Here is a 25,039-nt window from a genome sequence, read left to right on the forward strand (position 1 = left end):
GAAGGTGGCAGACGAATGACGTCGGCAACGGTCAAACGGCAGGTACTCGAACTCGGTGGGGCGTTCATGATCTCGCGCGAGGCCAGGGCGTTCGGGGAGACGACCGGGGTGGCCGGGTTCCACGGCGCCTACACCCGAGGACGTGGCGGGGTGCTCGGTGACGTCGACGCCGACGTGGTGACCGCCGCCTTCGGCTTCTTCGAACCCGGATGCGTGCGTGCCGCCTGGGAATCGGTGCCGATGCCCGCCGCCGACGCCGCGGCGGAATACATGCTCGCGTGTCGCGATTTCGGGCAACGCAAACTGGCCGCGTTCGAGCAGGCCGAGCGGCTCGCGTACCTGCTGGGCCGCGTGGTCGATGCCGCACCCTCGACCGGATTGCCCCTGTTCGCCGGTTGGCGGGCGATGCCGGTGCCCGAGGACGGGCGGGCCGCGGTGCTGCAGCTGACCCATGTGCTGCGCGAGCTTCGCGGCGGACTGCACCTGGTCGCGGTGATGGCCAACGGCCTCACCCCACTGCAGGCGATCCTGGTCGCGGGCTCCCCGATCCTCGACGGACCCGGCCACGCGAAATTCCTCGGCTGGACCGAACCGTTCGAGACGGTCACCGACGATGTGCGGGTGCGCTGGGACGCGGCCGAGAAGCTGACCGACGAACTGATCGCACCCTGCTTCGACGTCCTCGACGACGCGGAGCGCGACGAGCTCGCCACGCTGATGCTCGACGCGCACCGAGTCGCCTTGACTCGCTAGCACATTCAGGAACCGATGACCTCGCGCCCGCGGCCCACGATCAGTGGGTCGGCGGTGCCGACGATCTCGACATCCTTGTTGTCGTAATCGAATCCGCTCAACACGTGCCGCATCGCGTTGAGCCTGGCGCGCTTCTTGTCGTTGCTCTTGACCACGATCCACGGGGCGTGGTCGGTGTCGGTGTGCTCGAAGTTCTCTTCCTTGGCCGCGGTGTAGTCGTCCCATTTGTCGAGCGAGGCCAAATCCATCGGCGAGAGCTTCCAGTGCCGCACCGGGTCGACCTGGCGGATGGCGAAGCGGGTGCGCTGCTCCAGCGGCGAGACCGAGAACCAGAACTTGACCAGGTCGACACCGTCGTCGACGAGCATCCGTTCGAACAGCGGCACCTGCGACAGGAACCGTCGATGCTGTTCGGGCGTGCAGAAACCCATCACCCGTTCGACACCGGCGCGGTTGTACCAGGAACGGTCGAACAGCACGATCTCGCCCGCGGCGGGCAGATGCTCGACATAGCGCTGGAAATACCACTGGGTGGATTCGCGCGCGGAGGGCTTTTCCAGTGCCACGACCCGGGCCCCGCGCGGATTCAGGTGCTCCATGAAGCGTTTGATGGTGCCGCCCTTGCCCGCGGCGTCGCGACCCTCGAACACGATGACGACGCGGCGACCGGTCGCCTTGACCCAGTTCTGCAGTTTCAGCAGTTCGATCTGCAGTAACCGCTTGTCGAGGTCGTATTGCAGGCGCGAGAGGCGCTCGTCGTAGGGGTAGCCCTCGCGCCAGGTGTCGACGACCAGACCGCCGGGTTCGGTGAGCAGGATCGGATCGTCGTCGTCGCTGTCGTCGACGGTGAATCCGGTGGTGTCGGCCAGGTTCACGACGCTCGCGAGATCGGCGATCTCGCTGACATCACGGGGGATCGGACGAATCTCGACATCGGTCATCCCTGTGACGCTAAATGGTGTGCGTGTCGCGAAGATGAACATGCGGTGCCCAGCGCAGCGAAGCCACGCCGACCCCGCCGCACTGCGAACGGGCACGGCGCGCGTGTTCATTTCCTCGACGACAACACGGCGATGTGGGCTCGCTATCGTCAATTCCTGCAGATAGCACCTTGTTCGGGGCAGACTGTGGTCTCACGCCGCTACTCGCGAGGCAATGCTGCCCGCCGTGGAGAGGACGACGCCGATGCATGATGGAGGCTCCTTCACCGACCGGTCCGCTCTCCCCGACGGCGAGCCGGCCTCGGGCAGCCGCGTGATCCGGATCGCGTCCGTCGCGGCGCTGGGCGGATTGTTGTTCGGTTTCGACAGCGCCGTGATCAACGGGGCGGTCTCGGCGATCCAATCCGAATTCGATGTCGCCGACGCCGTTCTCGGCTTCGCCGTGGCCTCGGCGCTGCTCGGCGCCGCCGCGGGCGCCATGACCGCGGGGCGGATCGCCGACCGCATCGGCAGGCTCAAGGTGATGAAGATCGCCGCGATCCTGTTCTTCGTCAGTGCGGTGGTCACCGCTTTCGCACCCGATGTCTGGATTCTGGTCGTCGGCCGGGTGATCGGTGGTGTCGGTGTCGGTGTGGCCTCGGTCATCGCCCCGGCCTACATCGCCGAGACCTCGCCCGCGCGGATCCGTGGCAGGCTCGGATCGCTGCAACAGCTGGCCATCGTGCTGGGCATTTTCCTGGCACTGCTGGTGGACTATGTGCTCGCCCACCTCGCGGGTGGCGCGAGTGAGGTCTTGTGGTTCGGGCTCGAAGCCTGGCGCTGGATGTTCTTGTCCATGGTGGTGCCCGCGGTGGTCTACGGCGTGCTGGCCTCCACGATCCCGGAGTCGCCGCGCTACCTGGTCGCCACGCACAAGATCCCCGAGGCACGGCGCGTGCTGTCGATGCTGTTCGGTGAGAAGAACCTCGAGCTCACCATCGGCCGTATCGAGGAGAGCCTGCGCAGCGACACCAAGCCGTCCTGGAAGGACCTGCGCCGTCCGACGGGTGGGCTCTATCCCGTGGTGTGGGTGGGGCTGATGCTGTCGGTGTTCCAGCAGGCGGTGGGCATCAACGTGATCTTCTACTACTCGAACGTGCTGTGGGAGGCGGTCGGCTTCGAGGAATCCCGGTCGTTCCAGATCAGCGTGTTCACCTCGGTGGTCAACATCGCCACCACGATCGTGGCGATCGCGCTCATCGACAAGGTGGGCCGCAAACCGCTGCTGCTGACCGGTTCGATCGGCATGACCGTCACGCTGGCCACGATGGCGATCTGCTTCGGCGGCGCCGACCAGGTGCCTGATGCCGAGGGCGTCATGGAGCCGCATCTGACCGGTGCGCTCGGCCCGATCGCGCTGGTCGCGGCCAACCTGTTCGTCGTCTTCTTCGGCATGAGCTGGGGCCCGGTGGTGTGGGTGCTGCTCGGGGAGATGTTCCCCAACCGGATCCGTGGCGCCGCGCTGTCGCTCGCCGCGGCGGGCCAGTGGGCGGCGAACTGGGCGATCACCGTCTCGTTCCCCAGCCTGAAGACCTTCTCGCTCGGCTTCGCCTACGGGATGTACGCGGTGTTCGCGCTGCTGTCGCTGGGCTTCGTCGCCAAGTTCGTGCCCGAGACCAAGGGGATGTCGCTCGAGGACATGGACGAGGCCGCCGGCTACGAACATCCCACCGCCAGCGCCTGACCCGGCCCGAGGCCGCACCAGATCGTCACCATCGGGGTGCGGTCATCGACACAGACAGCTCTCATCCCTCGACGAGGAAGGCTGCGTGATGCATTCGGCCTACGGCTACCCGGCGCAGACGAACCGAGCATCGCGCGCGAGTTGCGACGGTGAGACTGTGAACGCCCGGACCCACGCGAGCGAGACCACCTCGTGGACGGTGGTCGAGGACGGCTGGAACCCGCAGCGCGCCAACTACTTCGAGACGATGTTCACCGTCGGCAACGGGCGCCTGGGTACCCGTGGCTCGCTCGAGGAACGGCACACAGGGGCGTTGCCGGGCACATTCATCGCCGGTGTCTACGACGCCTATGACGCCCCGGTCATCGATCTGGTGAACGCGCCGGACTGGCTCGACAGCGAGGTCTTCGTCGACGGTATGCGCCTGGACACCGAGTCCGCGCAGGTCGTCGAGCACCGTCGTGCACTGGATCTGCGCAGCGGAGTCCTGCACCGCGACACGGTGTTCCGGCTGCCCGGCGGCGCGCGAACCAGGCTGCGGACCGAACGGTTCGCCAGTACCGCCGATCGAGATCTGTGCTGTTTGCGGATCGAAGTGACGTGCCTGGACCAGGCGGGGGCAGTCACGGTGCGCACCGGTATCGACGCGAACCGGCGCAACCTCGAACGGTTGCCGACCTACCGCGAACAGACGGTATTCGGCTACGAACGCAAGTGGGACAAGTGGGCCAAGTCCACGCACCTGATGTCGGTGAGTGCGGGATTCGACGGTGAAATCGGTGTCATCGAAAGCCGCACCATCGACAGCGGGGTCGACCTGGCCTATGCCCTCACCTGCTCGGCCGACAGCGGGTGGGCTCACCAGCGTTCCCGCCACGACGGCATCGAGGTGGAGTGGCACTTCGATGTGGGTGCGGCAGAAACCGTGCGGGTCGACAAGCTCGTCGGCATCGCCACCAGCCGCGACTATCAAATGGTGCGCCCACCTCGGCAGCGCGCACTCGACACCGTCGCGCGCGCAGTCTCGTTCGATGCCGCCGCAGCGGCGAACCGGGCGGCGTGGGACGGGCTGTGGGCCGACGCCGACTGCGAAGTGGTCGGCGACGATCGGGTGACCCAGGCGCTGCGGTTCGCGATCTATCACCTGCTCATCGCCGCGGACCCCGAGGATCCGACCGTGAGCATCGGCGCGAAAGCGCTGTCCGGCGAAGGGTATCGGGGGCATGTGTTCTGGGATACGGAGGTGATGCTGCTGCCGTTCTTCCTGTTCACCCAGCCGCGCGCGGCCCGCGCGCTGCTGGGCTACCGCCATCACACCCTGCCCGGCGCACGGGAAGTGGCTGCCGACAACGGGACCGGCGGCGCGCGCTATCCGTGGGAGTCGGCCGATACCGGCCGCGAGGAATGTCCGCAATACACCCCGGACGGGAAAGAGCGTTTCTACACGCGCGAGGAAGAACTTCACATCACCGCCGACATCGCCTACGCGATCATCCGCTACGCCGCCGTCACCGGCGATGACGACTACCTGTTCGGGGAAGGCGCCGAGATCCTGTTCGAGACCGCCCGATTCTGGGTGCAGCGGTGCGTCGAGGAAGGTGATCGGCTCGTCATCCGGACAGTGATGGGACCGGACGAGTTTCATTCCCACGTCGACAACAACGCGTTCACCAACAAACTGGTGCACTGGCATCTGCGGCAGGCGGCAGGGGTGTACGAACGGATGTCGCGGGAACGGCCCGAACGTTTACGCGATCTCATGGCCTCGATCGGGCTGGACCCGGGCGAACCGGCCCAGTGGCTGGCCACCGCGGACCGGCTGCGGGCACCGACCGATCCCGACTGCGGTGTCATCGAACAGTTCGACGGCTATTTCGATCGCACGGTGGTGCCCATCGTCGACTGGGACGACAACGGCATGCCGCGACTTCCGGACGGCTACAGCCCGTTCGACTGCGAGACCACCTCGCTGCTCAAACAACCCGACGTGGTGATGCTGCTGCACATGCTGCCCGACGAATACTCGCCGGCGACCCGGCGGCTGAACTACGAGTTCTATGAGCAGCGCACGATGCACAAGTCCTCACTGAGCCCGTCGATCCACGCGATCGTGGGATTGCAGGTGGGCGATTCCCGCACGGCGCAACGGTATTTCGAGCGGTCGGCGTTCGTCGATCTCGACGACAACCAGGGCAATACCGAAGAGGGAATCCACATCGCGTCGGCAGCCGGCACCTGGCAAGTCGCCACGCACGGCTTCGGCGGCGTGCGCGCCGACGCCGAGGGTTTGCGTTTCGCACCCGCGCTCCCGGCGTCCTGGCAACGCTTGCGGTACTCGGTGCACTGGCGGGGACGGCCGGTGCGGGCCGATCTCGGGCAGCGCGACGCGCGCTTCGAGCTGGTGGGCGCGGGGCCACCGGTACAGATCACCGTGTGGGGTCGGCCGGTGACACTCGAACCCGGTGTCGTGGTCGAGGTCGGGGCGCCGTGACGGGCGTCTTCGACGCGCAGGCAGTGCTGTTCGATCTCGACGGTGTCCTCACCGACACCGCGGCGGTGCATCGGCGGGCGTGGTCGGCGCTGTTCACCGAGTTCCTGCCCGCCGTCGCCCCCGATGCCGCCCCCTACACCGATGCCGACTACTTCGCGCTGGTGGACGGCAAGGCGCGCGCGGCGGGTGTGCGGTCGGTGCTCGCCTCGCGCGGGGTGAGCATGCCCGACGGCGAGCTCGACGACCCACCCGGCGCGCAGACGGTGCACGGGCTGGGCAACCGCAAGAACGTCCGCTTCACCGAGATCATCCGTGGCGACGGTGTCGAGGTGTTCGACGGGTCGTTGCTTCTGGTCGACGCGCTCGCGGCCGCCGATATCCCGATGGCGGTGGTGTCGAGCTCACGCAACGCGGTGCTCGTGCTCGACACCGTCGGTCTGCTGAACAGGTTCGTGGTGGTGATCGACGGTGTGGTCGCCCACGACGAGCGTCTGGCGAGCAAACCGGCGCCCGACATGTTCCTCTCGGCCGCACAGGGTTTGGGTGTGGACCCGGTGCGCACGGTGGTGATCGAGGACGCGGTGTCGGGGGTCGAAGCGGGGCGTCGGGGCGGATTCCGGGTGATCGGGGTCGACCGGGGGACCGGCGCCTCGGCGTTGTGGGCCGCCGGTGCCGATGTCGTCGTCAGTGACTTGGCGGATCTGCTCGTGGATCGGCGCAGGTCTGCCGCGTCGAGAGAGATCTGAGTTATTCGACGTAAACTGAACGTGCGTCCAAGTTGGGCAAGTGTTCATATGAACGAGGCTGTTTCGGAAACCAGGCGGCAATAGGTTCGGATCGAACGATTCACCCTGTCGCCCCCCTGGTCGGAGATCACCACGCATGCGAATGCCCCTGCCCCGCCGTGCCGCGCCCTGCGTCGGCTCCCTCACCGCATTGACCCTTGTCACGGGCATGATGCTTGCGCCCGGCATCGCATCGGCCGACGTTTCCCCGACTCTGGCCACGACGCCCATCAGCGATGCCGACGCCGTGTGCACCCGCGGCGCACCGACTTTCGATGACGTGGTGACCGCCGCCGCCTCGGTGCTGCGCGGCACCGTCGGGCCCGCGCAGTTGCTCGCCTATGACCAGCAGGTCGCCGATTTCCGGGCCGGGATCGCCGCGCTGCGGGTGCACCGCGACGGGCTGCCGCTGCGCCCGGAACAGGTCGGCGTACGGCCGGCCGAACTCGACGATCCGATCGTCACCTACCTCGTGAACGGTCTGGACGCGGTGCGCACCGGGCGCATCGACGAGACGATGTCGGTCTCGCAGCTGACCGTCAACGATGCTATCGAGGTGTTCATCCTGGCGACCGGCATCGTCAAGATCCCGGCCAAGCTCGTCGCGGGCATGGTGCCCACCGTCGGAATGTTCCTCAAGCCGGTGGTGGGCGCGATGTTCACCGGAACCAAGGCGCTGGCCCGCGCGGTGCAGGACTCGATCGACGCCGGCTGTGTGGCGCCGAACGTGTACCCGCCGCTCGAACTCGGCGACGCCGTCATCGAGCCCGTGCAGGTTCCCCAGCCCATCGAGGATCTGGCCGCGCTGGTCATGAACGCCGACGGCACCTGCACGCCCGTCGCGGAACTGACCCTGGCCACCGTCGTGGAGCGCGCCCGCGCCTTCCTCGACAGTGGGGCCGTGGCGGTGGACCGGGTCGCGATGCACCAGGTCGCCGACGCCCTCCAGGAATTCCTGGCGAGCAACCGGGTCGCCAAGGTGATGCTGATGCGCCGCGCCGACGACCTCGGCCCGCTGGTCGAGGCCCTCGACCTGGGCCCGCTGACCTTCCTGGCCAACCTCGGCGCCGACCTCGCCGAAGGCAAAGCGCTCGACACGGTGCCGTTGGCGCAGGTCCAGGTCGAGAACGCCTTCGATCTGGCGACGCTCACCCTCGACATCACCAGCTTGCTGTTCTCGGCGGGCACCACCGTCGCCGGATTCGCCGGAATCACCGAGACTGTCACCACGCCGCTGTCGATCGTGCAGAAACTGGTGTTCGCGCCGACCGACTACGGTGCGCCGATCGTGCGCGGTGTCATCCAATCGATGTGCGCGGTGTAGTCCCGGTTTCGCTTCGCGACATGCGCGCGAGGCCGGCGAACGATTCGCGACCGCGCCCGTTAGGCTGCGGCGGCGTCGCGATCATGCCACTGTGCTTCGATCAGGTCAGTTGTCCAACAGAGCCACTACCCAGAAGGTGACCATGCAGGATCAGTTCTCGTCCGGAATCGGCCGTCGTGAAGTTCTGGCGGGCGCCGCCGGTGTCGTCGCGGGCCTGTCACTGGTGGGACTCACCCCCGCCGCGGCGGTGCCCGCCGAGGTGCCCAAGTTCACCCCGCAGGCCGGGCGTAGCGTGCGAGTGCTGGTCACCGGCGACGCGGGCACCGGCACCCGCACCCAGTGGGCGGTGGCCGACGCGGCACGCGAATTCCACGCACGCCGGCCGTTCTCGCTCGCGCTGGGTCTGGGCGACAACATCTACGACACCGGACCCGACGGGCCCGACGACGAACAGTTCGCCACCAAATTCGAGAATCCCAATGCGGGACTGGACATTCCGTGGGCCATGGTGCTCGGCAACCACGACACCAGCTCGGTGTTCCCCGGTGACGGCGGCTGGCTGGCACGCGGCAACTTCGAGGTGGCCTACCACGCGAAGTCGCAGCGCTGGTGGATGCCGAGCCGCTACTACTCGGTGCGCGTACCCGAACAGAACCCGGTCGTGGAGTTCTTCGTGCTCGACATCAATCCCCTCGCGGCCTACATCCCGCCGTTCCTCGATCCGTACTGGGCCGTCGACGGGCCCTACATGAACGAACAGCGCGCCTGGCTCGACACCGCGCTCGCCGAGTCCACCGCGCCGTGGAAGATCGCCTGCACCCATCAGGCCTACATCAGCAACGGCCCGCACGGCGACGCGGGCAACTACGAGGGCCTGCCGGTCGAACCGATCAACGGCGTGCACGCCAAGCGCTTCTTCGAAGACCACGTGCTGGGCAAGGTGTCGTTTCTGCTGTCGGGCCACGACCACACCCTGCAGGTGCTCGAACCGACGCCGGCGACCAAGGGCACCCGCCAGATCGTGTCGGGCGCGGCGGGCAAAACCGCGGGCGGTCAGCCCCGGCTGACGGCCGGTGGCCACAGCGCGCTGTTCGAAACCCAGCACGAACTGGGGTTCATGGTCTTGGACCTCACCGCGGACTCGGTGAATCTCACAGTGCTCACTGTCGACCCGGCCTCGGGCGCGAGCACCGAGGTCTTCGACCGACGACTCGGCTGAGCACGACCGGGTGTAGAAAGCGCGGTGGCGGGAGGATGATCGGTGGATGGGCTTCTACACCGACCGGATCCTCCCGCACATCACCGACAAAGTCTGCGGCCTCGCCCAGAACGGGCCGCTGCGCGAGCGAACCTGCGCCGGATTACACGGCGCGGTGCTCGAAGTCGGGTTCGGGTCGGGCAACAACATCGGGTTCTATCCGGCCGCGGTCGAGCGGGTCAGCGGGGTCGAGCCCGCGGACACCGCGTGGAAGATCGCCGCGAAACGTGTTGCGGGCAGCTCTACTCCGATCGAACGCGCGGGCCTGGACGGTCAGTCGCTGCCGTTTCCCGACGCCACCTTCGACACCGCCCTGTCCACCTTCACCCTGTGCACCATCCCCGACGTCGCGGCCGCACTCGCCGAGATCCGCCGGGTACTGCGCCCCGGCGGCACCCTGCACTTCGTCGAACACGGACTCGCGCCGGAGGAGTCGGTGCAGACCTGGCAGCATCGTCTCGACCCGATCCAGCAGAAGATCGCCGGCGGCTGTCATCTCTCGCGCGACATCGCGGGATTGATCACCGAAGCGGGTTTCGAGATCGCCGAACTCGACCGGTTCTACCAGCCGGGCGCCCCGAAAGCGTTGGCGGCGTTGTCTCTCGGCGTCGCGCGAGGTCGCTGAAACGGCCGATCACCATGCTGGGACCAGCGGGGCGTCATGGTCGCGCCGCTGCCATTCGGCGGTGACCCGTCCCAGCCGGTGCGGTGCGGCGATACTGCGCATGCCGGCGATCTTGTCCGCGCGCATCTCCAGGATCGCGACGCCGAGGACTCGATCGCCGAGCGTGACGAGCACGGCCGGGCAGCCGTTGGCCACGACGGCGTAGATCGACGGTGAGCCACCGGCGAGGCGGCGCTTGGCCGGACTCGGTGTGAAACCGGCCCGCACCGCGGTGGCGAGGCGTTGCGGGGTCGCGTACCGGATCAGCTTCGCGGCCAGGCCCCCGAAGCCGTCGGAGATGCCGGTCGCGTCATCGGTCAGCAGCGCGATCAGCCGATCGGTGCGACCCGAGGTGGCGGCATCGATGAACGCCTCGACGACTCGGCGCGCGGCGCCGTGGTCGATGTCGATGGTGGTGCGCGCGACGGTGATCCGCCCACGGGCACGGTGGAGGTGTTGCTGACTCGCCGACACGGTGATGTCGAGGATGTCGGCGATCTCGGCATGCCGGTACGCGAAGGCCTCGTGCAGCACGTACACGGCGCGTTCGGTCGGGGACAACCGTTCCATGAGTGTCAGCACCGCCAGGGTCACCGATTCGCGCTGCTCGACGGTGTCGGCGGGCCCGAGCATCGGGTCGCCGTCGAGCAGCGGTTCGGGCATCCAGGCGCCGACCGCGCGTTCGTGGCGCGCCTTCGCCGAGCGGAGCCGGTCCAGCGCCAGATTGGTGACGATCTTGGTCAGCCACGCCTCCGGCACCTCGACGTAGTCGCGGTCGGCGGCCTGCCACCGCAGGAACGCGTCCTGGACTGTGTCCTCGGCGTCGGCGGCCGAGCCGAGCAGGCGGTAGGCGATCGAGGCCAGCCGGTTGCGGCTGGCCTCGAAACGCGCCACGGTGGCAGTGTCCATGAGCACGACTCTAGGTCGCGACCACGGCGTGGGGTCGATCGGTGGCCGCGCGGTACCGGCGGCTGGGCATGCCGAAGGTGGGATGGCTCAGGCTCCACGGGTTGACCCCGAGGATCACCGCTTTGACGCGCGCGGCCGTTCGTCCACGCAGGGCCCACGACTTCGATCGCGCGGCACCGTCGACCACCTGGAAGATCCCGTCCTTACGGCCGAGGCTGATGTGGTTGCCCACATACGACAGCGAGGTCGTCGAGATCTTGCGCCCGGTCCGGTCCCCGACGATCGTGGCCGTGGCCTGCATGCCGGTGAATCCCGCGGACGCGCACGACATCGGCAACGGTAAACCGTTGTCGCCGATGACGAAGGCGCTGTCACCGGCGACGTAGACATCCGGGTGCGAGACCGACCGCATCTGCCGGTCGACGGTGATCTGCCCGTTGGGTTGCACCGCGAGGCCGCTGGTCGCGGCGATCGGATGCACGGCGAACCCGGCTGCCCACACCGTCGCCGCCGCGGCGAAGGCGGTGCCGTCGGCGGCCACCGCGCCCGCCGCCTCGACGCGGGCGATGGTGGTGTTCTCGTGGACTGTGATGGCGAGCCGGTCGAAGGCGTCGAACAGGTGGCGGCGGGCCTTGCCGCCCAGCCACCCGCCGAGTTCGCCGCGGGTGGCCAGGGCAACCTGAAGCTCTGGATGGGATTCGGCGATCTCGGTGGCGGCCTCGATCGCGGTCAGGTTGCCGCCGACCACCAGGACCTTCCCGTTCGCGCCCAGCTCGGCCAGGCGGGTGCGCAGTCGCAGCGCGGCCGGGCGCGACGCCACGTGGAAGGCGTGCTCGGCGGCGCCGTCGACGCTGTGGACGTCGGCGGTACTGCCGAGCGAGTAGAGCAGGGTGTCGTATTCGAGCCTGTCGATGTCGTCGCCGTCGGCGATCGTGACCGTCCGGCGGTCGACATCGACGCCGCTCACCCGCGCCACCCGAAGCCGGATGCCGGTGCCCGCGAACACCTCCGCCAGCGGCAGGTGGCGCAGGTTCTGCCCGGCGGCGAGTTGATGGTTGCGCAGCCGCTCGGCGAAATCGGGTTCGGCGTTGACGACGGTGATCTCGAAGTCGTCGGAATGGAGTCGGCGGGCCAGTACCCCGGCGGAGAAGGTTCCGGCGTATCCGGCCCCGAGGACGACGATGCGGTGCTTCATGATTCGCTCCTGTCTGGTTCGCGTGCACCCTGAACGAGACAGCCGCCGGAATCCTGACAGGATCAATCAGTGATGTGGGTCACGCTCGGGTGGCGCGTGAGGTCGCGAGGAATTCGGTGATCGCGGTGGCGACGACGGCGGGCTGGTCGAGCATCGACAAGACGTAGGCGTCGTCGATTTCGACCAGGCGTGAACGGGGTATCAGGGCGGCCAGGCGGGGGCCGTGGGAGCGGGGCATGACTTTGCCCGCCGACGACCACAGGATGAGGGTTTCGCCGGAGAAGTGTTGCAGGGCTTCGGTGTTGGTGACGAGTTCGCGCTTGTCGAAGCCGGAGCGGGTGTAGGCGAGCAGGTCGGCGCGGATGCGGGGGTCGCGCAGGCCCGGTTCGGTCCAGGCGTGGACCAGGGCGTCGGGGAGGGGAGTTTTCGCCATCCAGCCGAACATCACGGGGCTGCGGCGCAGCCAGCCGATGCGCATCTGACGCAAGGCCAGGGTCACCCCGCCGGGCAGAGCCGATGCGAGCGTGGCGGTTTTGCCCGGGAGGCCGGGTGGGAAGTTGTCGAAGGCTTCGCTGGGGAAGATGATCAGGCGGCCGACCCGGTCGTCGAGGCCGTAGGCGGTGAGGAACAGGGCACCGCCCCAGTCGGAGTGCACGAGGGTGACATCGTGCAGGTCCAGTGCGGCGAGGAAGTCGGCGACGAGCTGATTGAGGCCGCGCAAGCTCAGGTCGGTGCCTGGGCGCAGGGGTTCGGGATGGGCGCCCAGCGGTAGGTCGGGCAGAACGTAGCGGAAGCCGGTGGGCAGGTGGTCGAGGACCGAGTCCCAGACCGTGTGGTTCATCAACAGTCCGTGCAGCAGGACCACCGGGGGGCCTTCGCCGCGTTCGCGGTAGTGGATCCGGCCCGCATCGAGTTCGACGATCGCCATGACATCCTCCCTTGCCTCCACGGCTAGAGCGTTCGCTCTAGTGTGTTTGCTCTAGTCTGGTGGAGTGAGCGAGCAGATGTCAACGAGCACCCGCGAGCGACTGGTGAGCGCGGTCGCGGAATTGATGCGTGTCCACGGGTACAGCGCGATCACCGTCAAACAGATCACCGCCGCCGCCGGGGCGCCGATGGGGTCGCTCTACCACCACTTTCCGCAGGGCAAAGTGCAGATCGCGGCCGAGGCGTTGCGCAGCACCGGCGCGGCCTACATCCAGCTGCTGCCGCTGCTGATGGACCCACACGAGGATCTGCGGGTGGCGGTGCCCGCCGCGTTCGACGACGCCGCGCGCACGCTCGAGGAGTCGGGGTGGATGAACATGTGTCCCGTCGGGACCGTCGCGGGCGAGATCGCCGACAGCGAACCGGTCTTGCGGGAGGTGGCGGCCGAGGTCGTGGGGGACTGGATCGACCAGGGCACACGGTATTTCGTCGAACGCGGCGCCGGGGAAGGCGCGGCACGCGAGCTGATCCTGGCGATGCTGTCCGCACTGGAAGGGGCATTCATTCTGGGCCGCACGCTACGTTCGGCCGAACCGTTGCGCGCGGCCGGTCGGGCGATGGCGGCGCGGGTGGATATGGTGCTCGCCGCGCGCGCGGGAGCTGTCGTCGATCGGTGATCACCCGGCACACCACGGTGGCCGTGTCACGGGCCCTGTGACACGGCTGTGGTTGCGCGAGTGGATGTCTCATCACGCGCCGGCGAGTGCTCCGGTGATCTTGCGGGTCATGTCGACCATCGTCGGGTTGGGCCGAGTCTGGTAGAGCTGGGCGGTGTCGATGGCGACGGCGATCGTGTTGCGGAAGTTCTCGGCCTCCACCGGGTCGTGCCGACCGAGCAGGCTCATCGCCGCGGTGAGGGCGGGCAGCACCTGATCGGCGAGTTCGGCGACCGAGGAGCCGCTCAGTGCGATGCGCCCGGACTTCTCGGCCAGGACGTGTCCGACCACACCGGTCGCCGACGACAGCGCGATGCTGCCGGTGGTGGCGATCTTGTGCGGCTTGCCGGTGGCCCCGCCCGCGGCGGCGAGCAGGGAAACCGCACCGTACGCGGCGGTCCGCACAGTGGCCTTTTCCTGGGTGGTGAGGGTGACGGACATGGTGGTTATCTCCTTGGGTTCTGTTGTGCGGGAAGAGGATCGGTACCGAGTCAGCGGGTGGGCGAGGAGATGGTCTCGACCTCGCGGACGGCGTCGGTGATGGCGCGGAAGTCCTTGCGCAGGATCGCACCGTGGTTGCTGGCGACCTTGGCGCTGATGCGGATGTTGGGGTTGCGGTCGAGCGCCGCGTCCAGGCCGGCGCGGATCTTCTCCTGCTCGTCGCCACGGCTACCGAACGAGGTTCCCGAGGCGACCACATACCGCACCGGGACAGTGATGGCATCGAGCACCGGGCCCAGCGCGTCGACGCTGGAGAGCTTGCCGAGCTCGATATTGCTGTCGGCCTGCTGCTGTGCGGTCAAACGGGGCGCCAGCCCGGTCGGGCGAGCCAGCGGCAGCACCCAGCTCAGACGCTTGAACAGCGTGCGGATACGCAGCTCCATCGCCTCGTCGAGCCAGTCGTAGGGGAACGCGCCGTCGACGAGGACCGCGCCGAGCGCACCGGCCGGGTTGCGGCTGGTCCAGTGCGCCCCGAGATAGGCCCCGTAGGACCAGCCGACCAGGATCGGCTTCTCGGTGACACCCCTGGCCGCCAGGATCGCGTCGATATCGCGCACGCAGGTGTCGAAGGAGTAGTCGGCCGACTTCTTCGACTTGCCGCGGGCCCGCTCGTCGAAGGTGATGTGCCGGTAGCCGGGGCCGAGATCGGCGATGACCCGGCGCCAGTAACCCTGGGTGGCGAACTGGCCGTTGAGGTAGACCACCGGGGTTCCGGTGCCGCCGGTGTCGGTGACAGCCAGTTCGGTGTCGTCGATCGTCACCATGCCGGTCCAGGGGGCGACGGTGCCGGTGGGGTTCGAGGAAGTCATTGTCGTGTCCTTGCGTTGCGGTGTTCGATATTTACTGATGACTAAAAGGTAGATTGCGTTCACTCATCTGTCAACAGTCAACTTCGGTGAAAAGCCTTGTTAAAGCTGCATTAGTCGCCGATAGTGCAATGACAATGAGTGTGAATGCAACGGGCTTTGGCGTTGCGCTTTGCAATGAAATGAGAGTGAATGCATACTGGGCGTGGTACGAGACACCCGCTTCGTACCGGTCGACAGAGAGGTGACCAGCAGCGATGCCCGGAGGCAGACTCACCGACGCGGACCGTCAGCACATCGCCGCGGGGCTCGCGGACGGACTCGGCTACGCCGAGATCGGGCGCACGCTCGGACGGCCCGCCTCGACGATCATGCGCGAGGTCACCCGCAACGGCGGCCCCGACGACTACCGGGCCGAACGCGCGCAGGCCGCCACCCAGCAGCGCGCACGCCGCCACAAGCAGGCCGACCCCGCCCCGCCACCGATTCCCGACGATGGCTACGGGCGCGACCCCCGCGCGGTCGCCGACTTCACCGAATCGTTCACCGCTCTGCTCATCGAACAGGGTCTGCCCCGGATGGAAGCCAGAGTGCTCGCCTGCCTGCAGATCACCGACTCCGGGGCGCTCACTGCCGCCGAGTTGGTCGCGCGCCTACGCGTGAGCCCGGCCTCGATCTCCAACGCGGTCGCTTTCCTCGAACAGCAGGGCATGCTGCGCCGAGAACTGGTTCCCGGTGAACGGCGCGAGCGCTACCTCGTCGACGACGACATCTGGCTGCGCAACCTCGTCGCCTCGGTGCAGATGCAGAACTCGTTGTCCGCCATGACCCGGCGCGGTGTCGAGATCCTCGGCCCCGACACCCCGGCCGGCGCTCGCTTCGAACAATCCGCCGAGTTCGTCGCCATCGTCGGCGCGGCCCTGCGCCAGGCCATGGAGCAGTGGCGAGCGCGCCTGGCCGAACGCAGCGCCGAACGCGAATAGCGATCGCACGACCCCGTGCATCGCCGACCCGCCACCGGATCGTCTCCGGTGCACCGAAACACGTTCTGCAACAGCTGAATACCGGGGTCTAACCCTGAGCTGTGAGCACTATCCGCGCCACCAGCGCTCGATGATCGGCGCCGGGTACGGCGACAGTTTCGACGCTGGTGGCGTGCGCACTCGCGAGCAGGAAATGGTCGATGCCCACCAGCGGTGGGATGGCCTTGTCGGTCGGGTAGGTGACCAGATGACCCGCGCCCGCTTGGACCGCGGCGTCGGCGAAACGCCCCGATGCCAGGGCGCGGAAGCGGGCATGGTCGTAGGTGGCGTTGAAATCGCCGCCGGCGATCACAGGACGATCGGTGGGGGACCGGCGCAGGATCTCGTGCAAGCGGGCGAGCTCGTCGGCCCAGACCCCGGTGTCGTAGACGGGCGGGACGGGGTGAAAGGCATAGATCGCGACCGGGCCGAGCTCGGGGACCGCGGCGGTGGCCGAGATCTGATTGAGGACGTAACCGTCGTATTCGACGGTGTCGGACAACGGGAATCGGCTCCAGATACCGGTACCGCTGGCCGTCTGACCCGGGGCGAGATAGCGATGGGGCAGCAGCTCGTCGAGGCCGGCTTGCGACAGGCTCTGTACAGCCGCGCGGGTGAGCTCGTTGACGGTCAGAATCGCGATGTCGCGCGCACGCACCTGGTCGACGAGCGCGCGCGGATCGGCGCCGTCGAAGAGCAGATTGGCCTGCATCGCCACGATCGGGTGTCCGGCACCACCGTTGTGCGCCACATACAGCGGCGCCTGGGTCGCGATCCCCGCGCCCGCCACCACCACTGCCACACCGGTCGCGATCCACTGCCTGGTCGCCGCGAAACCGGCGACCCCGAGCACCGCACCGCTCATCAGGTAGGGCGCCCCCGAAGCCGCGAGGACGAGCGGCTCCAGCGGCCAGCGGGTGAAATGCAACGCGACCCCGGCAGCGCCGATCGCGGTCGCGGCCCCGGCCAGCACCCGGACACCGACTCGGACAACCCGCGCTCTCATCGTGTCAGCCAAGCACGCCACCGGGACGGAGGCGAATTCGTAGTTCTGCTCACGCCGAGTCCGGCGCGCGAGCAGCGGCGCAAGGGTCCCGAGGGCCGCAGGTGGCGCGAGGGGTGCGCGAATGGTGGTAGGAAAGGGGGCGTGTCGGCATCTGGCGAGAATTCTGGTTCGAACGGGCGGTCCCGCGCGGAAGACGAGGTGGTGGAGCTGGTCAGCAAGCTGATCCAGTTCGACACCTCCAACACCGGCGAGCTGTCCACCACCAAGGGCGAGCGGCAATGCGCCGAGTGGGTGGCCCAGCAGTTGCACGAGGTCGGTTACGAGACCGAGTACGTCGAATCCGGTGCGCCCGGGCGCGGGAACGTGTTCGCGCGGTTGAAGGGCGCCGATTCCGGTCGCGGGGCGCTGATGATCCACGGGCACCTCGATGTGGTGCCCGCCGAGGCCGCCGACTGGAGCGTGCACCCGTTCTCGGGTGCGGTACGCGACGGCTACGTGTGGGGGCGCGGCGCGATCGACATGAAGGACATGGTCGGGATGACCCTCGCGCTGGCCCGCCAGTTCAAAGCCGAGGGCACGGTCCCGCCGCGGGATCTGGTGTTCGCGTTCCTGGCCGACGAGGAGAACGGCGGCAAATGGGGCTCGCAGTGGCTGGTCGAGCACCGGCCCGACCTGTTCGACGGTGTCACCGAGGCCGTCGGTGAGGTCGGCGGGTTCTCGCTGACCGTGCCCCGTCCCGACGGCACCGAACGCAGGCTCTACCTGGTGGAGACCGCGGAGAAGGGTCTGGGCTGGATGCGGTTGCGTGCCAAGGCCCGCGCCGGACACGGGTCGTTCCTGCACGAGGACAACGCCGTCACCATCCTCGCCGAAGCCGTCGCGCGCCTGGGCCGCCACACCTTCCCGGTGGTGCTGTCGGATTCGGTGGCCGAGTTCCTCGCCGCGGTCAGCGAGGAGAGCGGGCTGGCGTTCGACCCGCACGGACCCGATATCGAAGGTCAGCTGGCCAAGCTGGGTACCATCTCGCGCATCATCGGCGCCACGCTGCGCGATACCGCGAATCCGACGATGCTGCAGGCCGGGTACAAAGCCAACGTCATCCCGCAGACCGCGGAAGCCGTGGTCGACTGCCGGGTGGTGCCGGGACGGCAGGCGGCGTTCGAACGCGAGGTCGACGAGCTGATCGGACCCGACGTGGAGCGAGAATGGATCACCAAGCTCGACTCCTACGAGACCACCTTCGACGGCCACCTCGTCGACGCCATGAACGACGCGGTCCTGGCCCACGACGCCCAGGGCCGCACCGTGCCCTACATGCTCTCGGGCGGCACCGACGCGAAAGCGTTCGCCCGCCTGGGGATTCGCTGCTTCGGTTTCGCACCGCTGCAGCTGCCTCCCGAGCTGGACTTCACCGCCCTGTTCCACGGGGTGGACGAACGGGTGCCGGTGGCATCACTGGAATTCGGCACCCGGGTGCTGGAACACTTCCTTCTGCACAGCTGACCTCGACTGGAAAGGTCCTCGATGACTGACAACCCCTATGACGCGTTGCCGCAGGTGCCCTCGTTCACCGTTACCTCCGCCGACATCACCGACGGTCAGCCCTTGGCCGATGATCAGGTGTCGGGAGTGTTCGGCGCCGGCGGCAAGGACATCTCGCCGCAGCTGAGCTGGTCGGGATTCCCCGAGGGCACGCAGAGTTTCGCGGTGACCGTGTACGACCCCGACGCACCGACCGCGTCGGGGTTCTGGCACTGGGCCGTGGCCAATATTCCGGCATCGGTCACCACCCTCGATGCCGGTGCGGGCAGCGAAGGCGGGAGCCTGCCCGCCGGTGCGGTGAGCTTGCGCAACGACGGTGGTTTTCCCGGCTTCGTCGGTGCCGGACCGCCGAAAGGCCATGGCCCACACCGGTATTTCGTGGTAGTACACGCCGTCGATGTGCCCGAACTCGAGGTCGGAGCGGACGCCACGCCCGCCTACCTGGGGTTCAACCTGTTCTTCCACACGCTGGCCAGGGCCACCCTGATCGGCACCTACGAACAGAACTGAGAACGTACAACGGCGGTGGCCCTGAGAATTCCAGGGCCACCGCCGTTTTCGCAACTACTTCACGTTGACGACATGCTCGGGCGGGGTCGCGGCGTAGAGCTGCTCGATGGTCTCGGCGTACTTGTTCGAGATCGGGGTCCGCTTGAGCGACATCTTCGGAGTCAGCTCGTCACCGCCGGGCTCCCACAGGTTCTCGACGATCACGAAACGCTTGATCTGCTCCACTCGCGAGAGCTTGCGGTTGCCCGCGAGGACCGCTTCCCTGACCTCGTCGACGATCTCCTGTCGCCGCGCCAGTTCCGCGTGGGTGGCATCGGTGGCGCCGAAGTCCTTGGCGCGCAATGCCGCGACGTCGGGATCGAGCATGATCAGGGCGGTGATGTAGGCGCGGGCCTCGCCGATCGCGACGGCCTGGCCGATCATCGACGAGGCCGCCTTCATGGCGTTCTCGATATTGGAGGGGGCGATGTTCTTGCCCGCTTCGCTGATGATGAGTTCCTTCTTGCGGTCTACGATGCGCAGGTAGCCGTCGGCGTCGAGGGTGCCGATGTCGCCGGTGTGCAGCCAGCCCGCGTCGTCGATCGCCTCGGCGGTCTTGTCGGGCATGTTGCGGTAGCCGGGGGTGATGATCGGGCCACGGATGAGGACCTCGCCGTCGGCGTCGAGCCGCAGCTCCACACCGTCCATGACGCGTCCGACCGAGCCGGGGCGCGGCTTGTCGATCTCGGTGTAGGTGCCCACGCCCGCGGTTTCCGACATCCCCCACACCTCGCTGACCGCGAAGCCCAGGCCGAGGAAGTACTCGAGGGTTTCCGGCGGCACCGGCGCGGCACCGGACGCGGCGACCTTCAGCTCGGCGAACCCGAGCGCTTCGCGCAGCTTCGCCAGCACGAGGGTGTCGGCGATCTTGTGCTGCACGCCCAGCACCAGCGAGCTCTCACCGGCCAGGTTCGCCCTGGCCTGCGCGACGCCGACCCCGATCGCCCAGTTGGCCAGTGCCTTCTTGACCGGGCTCGGCTCGACCGCGAGCTTGTTCTCGATGCCGGCCTTGATCTTCTGCCACACCCGGGGGACACCGAAGAACACCGTGGGGCGGGCATCGGGCAGGGCGGCGGCGATCTCGCGCGGATCGGTGACGGTGGTGATCTGGATGCCGGTGAGCAGGCTCATCGCGTGCGCGGAGATGCGGTCGGCGACGTGTGCGGCGGGCAGATACGACACGGCGCGGTCGTCGAAACCGACCGGCAGCGGACCTGAGACCAGGCCGACGACCTGGGCGATCACATTGCTCTGGGTGAGCTCGACGCCCTTGGACGGGCCGGTGGTGCCGGAGGTGTAGATCAGGGTGGCCAGATCGCCGGGCTCGACCGCCTGCCAGGTCGCGTCGAAATCGAAGTCCGGTGCGGGATCGGATTCGAGCTCGGCCAACGTGACGGTGCCCTCGGCGATGCCGTCGACAACGACCGTGTGCTCGATCTCGGCGCCCGAAGCGCGGATGGTGTCGAGGAACGCCTGCTCGGTGATGACCACCTTGTTGCCCGCGTTGGCGAACACGTGCGCGATCTGTTCGGTGGAGCTGGTGTTGTACACCGAGAACGGGATGGCACCCAGGTGCAGGGCGGCGGTGTCGATCAGGTTGAACTCGGGTCGGTTGGTGAGCATGATGCCGACCGCGTCACCGTGACGCACACCGAGCTTCGCCAACCCGGCGGCCAGTGCGCGCACCCTCGTCGCATATTCGGCCCAGGTGATCTCCTGGGTGCCACCGACCGTGCGCAAGGCGATCTGGTCGGGCCGCAACGTGGCGGTCTGCTGGAAGGCGGCGGGCACGGTGTGCACCGTGACCCCGGATGCGTGCGCGAAACCGATGTCTGTCATATCCCTGTTCCCATAGGCCGAGCTGGACGCCGAGCCAATGCGAGTGGAACTGCCTCGTTGTCTCGAGACAGGGACGGCAGCAGTGGCGTGGCTCACTTATCGTAACCGGACATACGGGATTGCGAGGAGGGTTACCGGCGACCTCGTGGTCGCCACCACGACCGCGCCCGCTCCGATCGCGGCTCGTCGGCGAGCGGATCGGCGGGGATGGTGTGCTGGCGGTGGCGCCGTTTGGCCTGCAGATATTGCCTGCCCCGCGAGGAGTGCAACGCGATGGTGAGGGCGACGGGCTCGACGGTGATCCCCGCCTCGGTCAGCGCCCGGCACTTGTCGGGGTTGTTGGTGAGCAGCCGGACCCGGGTGAGTTCTAGGTCGCGCAGGGCCTGCGCGGCGGGGTCGTAGCGGCGGGTGTCGGCGTCGAGGCCGAGGCGCCGATAGCTGTCGAAGGTGTCGGCCCCGGACTGTTCGCTCTCCCGGTAGCCGCGGGCCTTCCAGATCAGGCCCGCCCCGCGACCTTCCTGTTCGAGATAGACGAGTACGCCCGCGCCCTCGGCCTGGATGCGGTCCATCGACTCGGTGAGCTCCCCGCCGCAGTCGCAGTCGTCGGAACCGAGGCCCTCGCCGTAGAGGCAGCGCGAATGCACCCGCACCAGGCAGCCGTCGCGGGGCTCACCGAAGAGGAAAAGGTGCCCGCCGTCGTCGCGGTCCGGGATCTCGATGACCCGAATCGGTAGCTGCTTGCCCTGGCGACCCAGTCGGTGTGCGGTATCGGCACCGGCTTCCCCGGTCCTGGCACCGCCGAACGACAGAATGGTCAACGATCCTCCGTGCGTGGACAGGGCGGCAAGGCGCCGATGCCGGACAGGCGTGAGCTGAATGTCGCGACCTTACCCCCGGATCACGCCGGTGGCGCGTACAGGCGCACGATGCGGTCGATCTCCTCGGCACTCGGCATCGACACCGCCACCGCACCCAGATTCTGGGTCGGAATCATCGCCGCGGTCGCCCACACGAAATCAGTTGCGGTGAGCGGAGTTCCGGAATTGACGAGACGATAGGCCAGGGCACCGGTGAAGGCGGCGGCAGCGCCGACCGAGGCCTTGAGTACCTGCGGGAAATGGTCGATGACTGTCTCGATCGTGTCGGAGGCCACCACACACCGGAAGTTCTCGACTGTGCACACGGTACCGACGCCGAGGCCACGCAGCAGCCTGGCGATATCGGCAGCGGATTCCGCGGGTACATCGGGCAGCAGCGCGTCGAGATCCGCGGCTGCGCCGACGAGGTAGTCGACCGCGCCCAGATGTCGATACAGGCTCTGCGGCACCGGCATGGCTGGTGTCGGACACACGATCACGGGTGGTTTGGGCCGCATCTGCGACACCATCGACAGCACCTGCTCGATCACCGAAGGCGGCGGTTCGAAACTCAGGATCACCGCATCCGAGGCTTCCAGGGCGGCACGTAGTTCGGGGCGGTGTAGATCGTCGTCCTGTAGTTGGACGCGATTGTCACGGCAGCCGATGATGCGGCTCTCACCGTTGGGGGTGATCACCACGGCGGTGACCAGCGACGTCGCGAACGGGACGACCTTGACCAGATCGAGGTGGACGCGTTCGGATTCGATGAATTCGAGGATGCGACGGCCGTATTCGTCGCCGCCGACGGCACAAACCAGATGCACGCCGATGCCGAGACGGGCTGCGGCGACCGCCCGGTTCAGCCCTTTGCCGCCGGGGTGCCCGGTAAAGCTACCGCTGGCCGCGTTGTCGGCGGCGGGGAAGGCGTCGACCCGGTAGAGGTGATCGATGACAGCGTCACCGAAGACCGTGACGACACCGCGCCGGGCGGGCGCGGTGGTGGTGGGTGGGGTGAGCGAGGGCCCGGCCATCGGATAGCCGGAATCGGTGGCGAGCAGCCCGGCGAGCGCGGTGAAGGCGTTGTGTTCGGAGACCGTACGCAACCGTTTGACGGTGGGCGCCTCGGGAACGGGGTCGACGTCGAGCAGGGTGTGCAGCGCGACCCACTGCTCGGTCAAGGCCTCTCGACGTTCCCCGAGGTTGTCTGCATACAGGCGTTCGACATCGACACCCACGCCGGAGCGGTCGCGGAACAGCCCGAGTGAGAGTGCCGCGTCCACGATCAGCCGGTCCGTCGGCGACAGCCACTGCGTGACCTCGCGCACCACGGGCAGGATCGAGGCCTCGACACTGGCCCCGGTACGCCGCGCGTGCCTGCGCACCGACAGCAGCTCTAGCAGGGGCGCAGCGTCGATCTCGGTGTGGCGCAGGCGTTCTGCGTTCAAGCCCGCGTACTTGCCCAGCCTGGCCAGGATGCTGCGGATCGCGGCGACGCGGGCGTCCTGGGGAACCATCGGCATGCTGCCTCCCGTCCACTTGTCGAGGCCGGCGCGCACCCGATCAGGGCGGACGCCGCACTGCGATCGCCACAATGCCGGGTTTGCCACGCCCGAAATCCGGCAATTACCTACTAACAATGGCAATTGACCAAGACAATTGGCAAATGCCACACTGGATTACGGGGAGTGGATGCCCCGCCAGACGCTCGGGGAGGGCGCAGCGCCCCGCCGGGGAAGGCAGGTCCGCGATGGTTATTCATGGCACCGACGACACGTTACGCAGCGACCGCACGCCGGAATTCGCCCAACGAAACGACACCGGCGGCTGGCGATTGAGCTGGTTGCCCGAGTACACCCTGACCCGTGAGCAGGCCTGGGCGGGCATGGAGCTCGACGAACTCGTCAGCGATCTCGCCGGCGTGCACGACCGGCTCGCGCACGCCGAGATCAGCGCCCGCGCCGACCTGCTCGGCATCATCTGGCAGCAGGCTCTGATCAAGCTCGCCAAGCGCATCGACGCTCGCGGGCACGGCGACGACCCGGCAGCGGGGGAGTCGTTCCACGACCCACCGGCGCGACTGTCCCGGCTACGCCCGGCGCGATCGATGCACGACGACCGGGCGCCCCAGGCGTACTACGGCTGAGAACTCAGACCGAGTGGGTGCGGTGTTCGGCGCCGACGGCGTCGGACAGGCGGGCGTAGCCACCCGCGCGCAGGTTGGCGGCGATCCCGCGGTGGACGCGGGTGGTCCAGAAGGGGCCGCCGTAGATGAACCCGGTGTAGCCCTGCAGCAGGGTGGCGCCGGCGAGGATGCGGGCCCAGGCCTGCTCGGGGGTTTCGATGCCGCCCACCGAGATCAAGACCACCCGATCGCCGACGCGGGTGTAGAGGCGGCGCAGGACCTCCAGGGAGCGATCGGCCACGGGGGCGCCGGACAGCCCGCCCGCGCCCATGGCTTCGACTTCGGCGGTCGGGGTGGCCAGGCCGTCGCGGCGGATGGTGGTGTTGGTGGCGACGATGCCCGCCAGACCCAGCTCGACGGCGAGGTCGGCGACGGCGTCGATGTCGTCGTCGGACAGGTCGGGGGCGATCTTCACCAGGACCGGCACCGAGACGCTGTCGAGCACGGCCTGCAGGATCGGGCGCAGCGACTCGACGGCCTGCAGGTCACGCAGGCCGGGGGTGTTGGGGGAGGACACGTTGACAACGACGAAGTCCGCGAGCGGGCCGAGTAATCGGGCGCTGGTCGCGTAATCGCCGGCGGCGGCATCGGGTTCGGTGACCTTGGTCTTGCCGATGTTCGCGCCGATCGGGACAGTGGGGCGCGCGCCGTGCAGGCGAGCGGCCGCGGCGGCGGCACCGTGGTTGTTGAAACCCATCCGGTTGATCAGGGCGTGGTCGGCGGGCAGCCGGAACAGTCGCGGCGCGGGGTTGCCGGGCTGAGCGTGCGCGGTGACCGTGCCGATCTCGGCGAAACCGAAACCCAGTGCGCCCCAGGCGTTCGCGCCGTCGGCGTTCTTGTCGAAACCGGCGGCCAGGCCCAGCGGCGCGGGGAAGTCGACACCGAACGCGGTGGTGGCCAGGATCGGGTCCGCCACCACGGTGAGCTTGCGGGCCAGCCAGCGCGTCGGCGGGAACCAGGTGGCGAAACGCAGCGCGGCGAACACCAGGTGATGCACCCGCTCCGGCGGGATCAGGAACATCAGGCGTAACAGGAGGGCGTACATG

23 protein-coding genes are annotated in these 25,039 nt (G+C 68.1%); 12 read left to right on the forward strand and 11 right to left on the reverse strand.

The genetic code is table 11. The features are described 5' to 3' along the window. Positions 1-15 precede the first annotated feature (15 nt). Positions 16-753 (forward strand): hypothetical protein, encoded by a 738-nt coding sequence (locus tag ACFVJ5_RS06510; protein ID WP_379218856.1) that lies wholly within the window; start codon positions 16-18, stop codon positions 751-753. A 5-nt stretch (positions 754-758) separates the two neighbouring features. On the opposite strand, the gene ppk2 is transcribed toward ACFVJ5_RS06510, so the two are convergent. Beyond that, a complete protein-coding gene (gene ppk2 / locus ACFVJ5_RS06515; RefSeq protein ID WP_379218857.1) occupies positions 759-1,694 on the reverse strand; it encodes a polyphosphate kinase 2 in 936 nt (311 codons plus the stop codon). 244 nt (positions 1,695-1,938) lie between these two features. Here ppk2 and ACFVJ5_RS06520 point away from each other — a divergent pair, with 244 nt between their 5' ends. The 6 genes from ACFVJ5_RS06520 to ACFVJ5_RS06545 all read left to right on the forward strand — a co-directional run bounded on the left by ACFVJ5_RS06520 (position 1,939) and on the right by ACFVJ5_RS06545 (position 9,900). Further along, positions 1,939-3,417, forward strand: a complete 1,479-nt coding sequence (locus ACFVJ5_RS06520) for a sugar porter family MFS transporter (protein ID WP_379218858.1) — start codon at positions 1,939-1,941, stop codon at positions 3,415-3,417. 157 nt (positions 3,418-3,574) lie between these two features. Further along, positions 3,575-5,908 carry a glycoside hydrolase family 65 protein gene (locus tag ACFVJ5_RS06525; protein ID WP_379218859.1) on the forward strand — a complete coding sequence of 778 codons (2,334 nt, stop codon included), beginning with the start codon at positions 3,575-3,577 and terminating at the stop codon, positions 5,906-5,908. Beyond that, positions 5,905-6,654, forward strand: coding sequence for an HAD family hydrolase (locus ACFVJ5_RS06530; RefSeq protein ID WP_379218860.1), 750 nt, complete (start codon positions 5,905-5,907; stop codon positions 6,652-6,654). Before ACFVJ5_RS06525 ends, ACFVJ5_RS06530 begins: the two co-directional genes overlap by 4 nt. Before the next feature lie 136 nt (positions 6,655-6,790). Then, positions 6,791-8,017, forward strand: coding sequence for a hypothetical protein (locus ACFVJ5_RS06535; protein WP_379218861.1), 1,227 nt, complete (start codon positions 6,791-6,793; stop codon positions 8,015-8,017). 142 nt (positions 8,018-8,159) lie between these two features. After that, complete coding sequence (locus ACFVJ5_RS06540; protein WP_379218862.1) at positions 8,160-9,236, forward strand: metallophosphoesterase; 1,077 nt, start codon at positions 8,160-8,162, stop codon at positions 9,234-9,236. A gap of 46 nt (positions 9,237-9,282) precedes the next feature. Continuing rightward, entirely contained in the window at positions 9,283-9,900 is a 618-nt protein-coding gene (locus tag ACFVJ5_RS06545) for a class I SAM-dependent methyltransferase (protein WP_379218863.1), read from the forward strand. Positions 9,901-9,909: 9 nt separating this feature from the next. Here ACFVJ5_RS06545 and ACFVJ5_RS06550 read toward each other — a convergent pair whose 3' ends face one another. The 3 genes from ACFVJ5_RS06550 to ACFVJ5_RS06560 all read right to left on the reverse strand — a co-directional run bounded on the left by ACFVJ5_RS06550 (position 9,910) and on the right by ACFVJ5_RS06560 (position 12,971). Then, the gene (locus tag ACFVJ5_RS06550) at positions 9,910-10,848 is read right to left on the reverse strand and encodes a sigma-70 family RNA polymerase sigma factor (RefSeq protein WP_379218864.1); all 939 of its coding nucleotides are present in this window, start codon (positions 10,846-10,848) and stop codon (positions 9,910-9,912) included. Between the two features lie 10 nt (positions 10,849-10,858). Beyond that, a complete protein-coding gene (locus ACFVJ5_RS06555; protein WP_379218865.1) occupies positions 10,859-12,043 on the reverse strand; it encodes an NAD(P)/FAD-dependent oxidoreductase in 1,185 nt (394 codons plus the stop codon). Between the two features lie 79 nt (positions 12,044-12,122). After that, positions 12,123-12,971 carry an alpha/beta fold hydrolase gene (locus tag ACFVJ5_RS06560; protein ID WP_379218866.1) on the reverse strand — a complete coding sequence of 283 codons (849 nt, stop codon included), beginning with the start codon at positions 12,969-12,971 and terminating at the stop codon, positions 12,123-12,125. Between the two features lie 64 nt (positions 12,972-13,035). On the opposite strand from ACFVJ5_RS06560, the gene ACFVJ5_RS06565 reads away from it, so the two are divergent. Beyond that, complete coding sequence (locus ACFVJ5_RS06565) at positions 13,036-13,647, forward strand: TetR/AcrR family transcriptional regulator (RefSeq protein ID WP_379218867.1); 612 nt, start codon at positions 13,036-13,038, stop codon at positions 13,645-13,647. A 72-nt stretch (positions 13,648-13,719) separates the two neighbouring features. On the opposite strand, the gene ACFVJ5_RS06570 is transcribed toward ACFVJ5_RS06565, so the two are convergent. Both ACFVJ5_RS06570 and ACFVJ5_RS06575 read right to left on the reverse strand, forming a co-directional pair. After that, the gene (locus tag ACFVJ5_RS06570; RefSeq protein ID WP_379218868.1) at positions 13,720-14,127 is read right to left on the reverse strand and encodes a hypothetical protein; all 408 of its coding nucleotides are present in this window, start codon (positions 14,125-14,127) and stop codon (positions 13,720-13,722) included. A gap of 50 nt (positions 14,128-14,177) precedes the next feature. Next, entirely contained in the window at positions 14,178-14,996 is an 819-nt protein-coding gene (locus ACFVJ5_RS06575; protein WP_379218869.1) for an alpha/beta fold hydrolase, read from the reverse strand. A gap of 254 nt (positions 14,997-15,250) precedes the next feature. Here ACFVJ5_RS06575 and ACFVJ5_RS06580 point away from each other — a divergent pair, with 254 nt between their 5' ends. Further along, positions 15,251-15,976: a helix-turn-helix domain-containing protein gene (locus ACFVJ5_RS06580; RefSeq protein WP_379218870.1), complete on the forward strand. Its 726-nt coding sequence runs from the start codon at positions 15,251-15,253 to the stop codon at positions 15,974-15,976. A gap of 88 nt (positions 15,977-16,064) precedes the next feature. On the opposite strand, the gene ACFVJ5_RS06585 is transcribed toward ACFVJ5_RS06580, so the two are convergent. Continuing rightward, on the reverse strand, positions 16,065-17,021 hold the full coding sequence (locus ACFVJ5_RS06585) for an endonuclease/exonuclease/phosphatase family protein (protein WP_379218871.1): 957 nt from the start codon (positions 17,019-17,021) through the stop codon (positions 16,065-16,067). Positions 17,022-17,162: 141 nt separating this feature from the next. On the opposite strand from ACFVJ5_RS06585, the gene ACFVJ5_RS06590 reads away from it, so the two are divergent. Together ACFVJ5_RS06590 and ACFVJ5_RS06595 are read left to right on the forward strand one after the other, a co-directional pair. Next, positions 17,163-18,524: a M20/M25/M40 family metallo-hydrolase gene (locus ACFVJ5_RS06590; RefSeq protein WP_379218872.1), complete on the forward strand. Its 1,362-nt coding sequence runs from the start codon at positions 17,163-17,165 to the stop codon at positions 18,522-18,524. A gap of 21 nt (positions 18,525-18,545) precedes the next feature. Continuing rightward, the gene (locus ACFVJ5_RS06595) at positions 18,546-19,073 is read left to right on the forward strand and encodes a YbhB/YbcL family Raf kinase inhibitor-like protein (RefSeq protein ID WP_379218873.1); all 528 of its coding nucleotides are present in this window, start codon (positions 18,546-18,548) and stop codon (positions 19,071-19,073) included. 54 nt (positions 19,074-19,127) lie between these two features. Here ACFVJ5_RS06595 and ACFVJ5_RS06600 read toward each other — a convergent pair whose 3' ends face one another. The 3 genes from ACFVJ5_RS06600 to ACFVJ5_RS06610 all read right to left on the reverse strand — a co-directional run bounded on the left by ACFVJ5_RS06600 (position 19,128) and on the right by ACFVJ5_RS06610 (position 23,331). Beyond that, positions 19,128-20,951 (reverse strand): AMP-dependent synthetase/ligase, encoded by a 1,824-nt coding sequence (locus ACFVJ5_RS06600; protein WP_379218874.1) that lies wholly within the window; start codon positions 20,949-20,951, stop codon positions 19,128-19,130. A gap of 131 nt (positions 20,952-21,082) precedes the next feature. After that, positions 21,083-21,769, reverse strand: a complete 687-nt coding sequence (locus tag ACFVJ5_RS06605; RefSeq protein WP_379218875.1) for a GTP cyclohydrolase II — start codon at positions 21,767-21,769, stop codon at positions 21,083-21,085. An 80-nt stretch (positions 21,770-21,849) separates the two neighbouring features. After that, on the reverse strand, positions 21,850-23,331 hold the full coding sequence (locus ACFVJ5_RS06610) for a PfkB family carbohydrate kinase (protein WP_379218876.1): 1,482 nt from the start codon (positions 23,329-23,331) through the stop codon (positions 21,850-21,852). Positions 23,332-23,558: 227 nt separating this feature from the next. On the opposite strand from ACFVJ5_RS06610, the gene ACFVJ5_RS06615 reads away from it, so the two are divergent. Then, a complete protein-coding gene (locus ACFVJ5_RS06615) occupies positions 23,559-23,954 on the forward strand; it encodes a hypothetical protein (protein ID WP_379218877.1) in 396 nt (131 codons plus the stop codon). 4 nt (positions 23,955-23,958) lie between these two features. On the opposite strand, the gene ACFVJ5_RS06620 is transcribed toward ACFVJ5_RS06615, so the two are convergent. After that, on the reverse strand, positions 23,959-25,038 hold the full coding sequence (locus ACFVJ5_RS06620; protein WP_379218878.1) for a quinone-dependent dihydroorotate dehydrogenase: 1,080 nt from the start codon (positions 25,036-25,038) through the stop codon (positions 23,959-23,961). Between the last annotated feature and the right edge of the window lies 1 nt (position 25,039).

The organism is Nocardia sp. NPDC127606, from assembly GCF_042671725.1.
In the GTDB taxonomy this organism is placed as follows: Bacteria; Actinomycetota; Actinomycetes; order Mycobacteriales; family Mycobacteriaceae; genus Nocardia.

Coding starts and splice junctions, on each gene's coding strand:
- ACFVJ5_RS06510 (WP_379218856.1), top strand. CDS start 16: ATGACGTCGGCAACGGTCAAACGGCAGGTACTCGAACTCGGTGGGGCG.
- ppk2 (WP_379218857.1), bottom strand. CDS start 1,694: ATGACCGATGTCGAGATTCGTCCGATCCCCCGTGATGTCAGCGAGATC.
- ACFVJ5_RS06520 (WP_379218858.1), top strand. CDS start 1,939: ATGCATGATGGAGGCTCCTTCACCGACCGGTCCGCTCTCCCCGACGGC.
- ACFVJ5_RS06535 (WP_379218861.1), top strand. CDS start 6,791: ATGCGAATGCCCCTGCCCCGCCGTGCCGCGCCCTGCGTCGGCTCCCTC.
- ACFVJ5_RS06540 (WP_379218862.1), top strand. CDS start 8,160: ATGCAGGATCAGTTCTCGTCCGGAATCGGCCGTCGTGAAGTTCTGGCG.
- ACFVJ5_RS06545 (WP_379218863.1), top strand. CDS start 9,283: ATGGGCTTCTACACCGACCGGATCCTCCCGCACATCACCGACAAAGTC.
- ACFVJ5_RS06550 (WP_379218864.1), bottom strand. CDS start 10,848: ATGGACACTGCCACCGTGGCGCGTTTCGAGGCCAGCCGCAACCGGCTG.
- ACFVJ5_RS06555 (WP_379218865.1), bottom strand. CDS start 12,043: ATGAAGCACCGCATCGTCGTCCTCGGGGCCGGATACGCCGGAACCTTC.
- ACFVJ5_RS06560 (WP_379218866.1), bottom strand. CDS start 12,971: ATGGCGATCGTCGAACTCGATGCGGGCCGGATCCACTACCGCGAACGC.
- ACFVJ5_RS06570 (WP_379218868.1), bottom strand. CDS start 14,127: ATGTCCGTCACCCTCACCACCCAGGAAAAGGCCACTGTGCGGACCGCC.
- ACFVJ5_RS06575 (WP_379218869.1), bottom strand. CDS start 14,996: ATGACTTCCTCGAACCCCACCGGCACCGTCGCCCCCTGGACCGGCATG.
- ACFVJ5_RS06580 (WP_379218870.1), top strand. CDS start 15,251: ATGCCCGGAGGCAGACTCACCGACGCGGACCGTCAGCACATCGCCGCG.
- ACFVJ5_RS06585 (WP_379218871.1), bottom strand. CDS start 17,021: ATGAGAGCGCGGGTTGTCCGAGTCGGTGTCCGGGTGCTGGCCGGGGCC.
- ACFVJ5_RS06595 (WP_379218873.1), top strand. CDS start 18,546: ATGACTGACAACCCCTATGACGCGTTGCCGCAGGTGCCCTCGTTCACC.
- ACFVJ5_RS06600 (WP_379218874.1), bottom strand. CDS start 20,951: ATGACAGACATCGGTTTCGCGCACGCATCCGGGGTCACGGTGCACACC.
- ACFVJ5_RS06610 (WP_379218876.1), bottom strand. CDS start 23,331: ATGCCGATGGTTCCCCAGGACGCCCGCGTCGCCGCGATCCGCAGCATC.
- ACFVJ5_RS06615 (WP_379218877.1), top strand. CDS start 23,559: ATGGTTATTCATGGCACCGACGACACGTTACGCAGCGACCGCACGCCG.
- ACFVJ5_RS06620 (WP_379218878.1), bottom strand. CDS start 25,038: ATGTACGCCCTCCTGTTACGCCTGATGTTCCTGATCCCGCCGGAGCGG.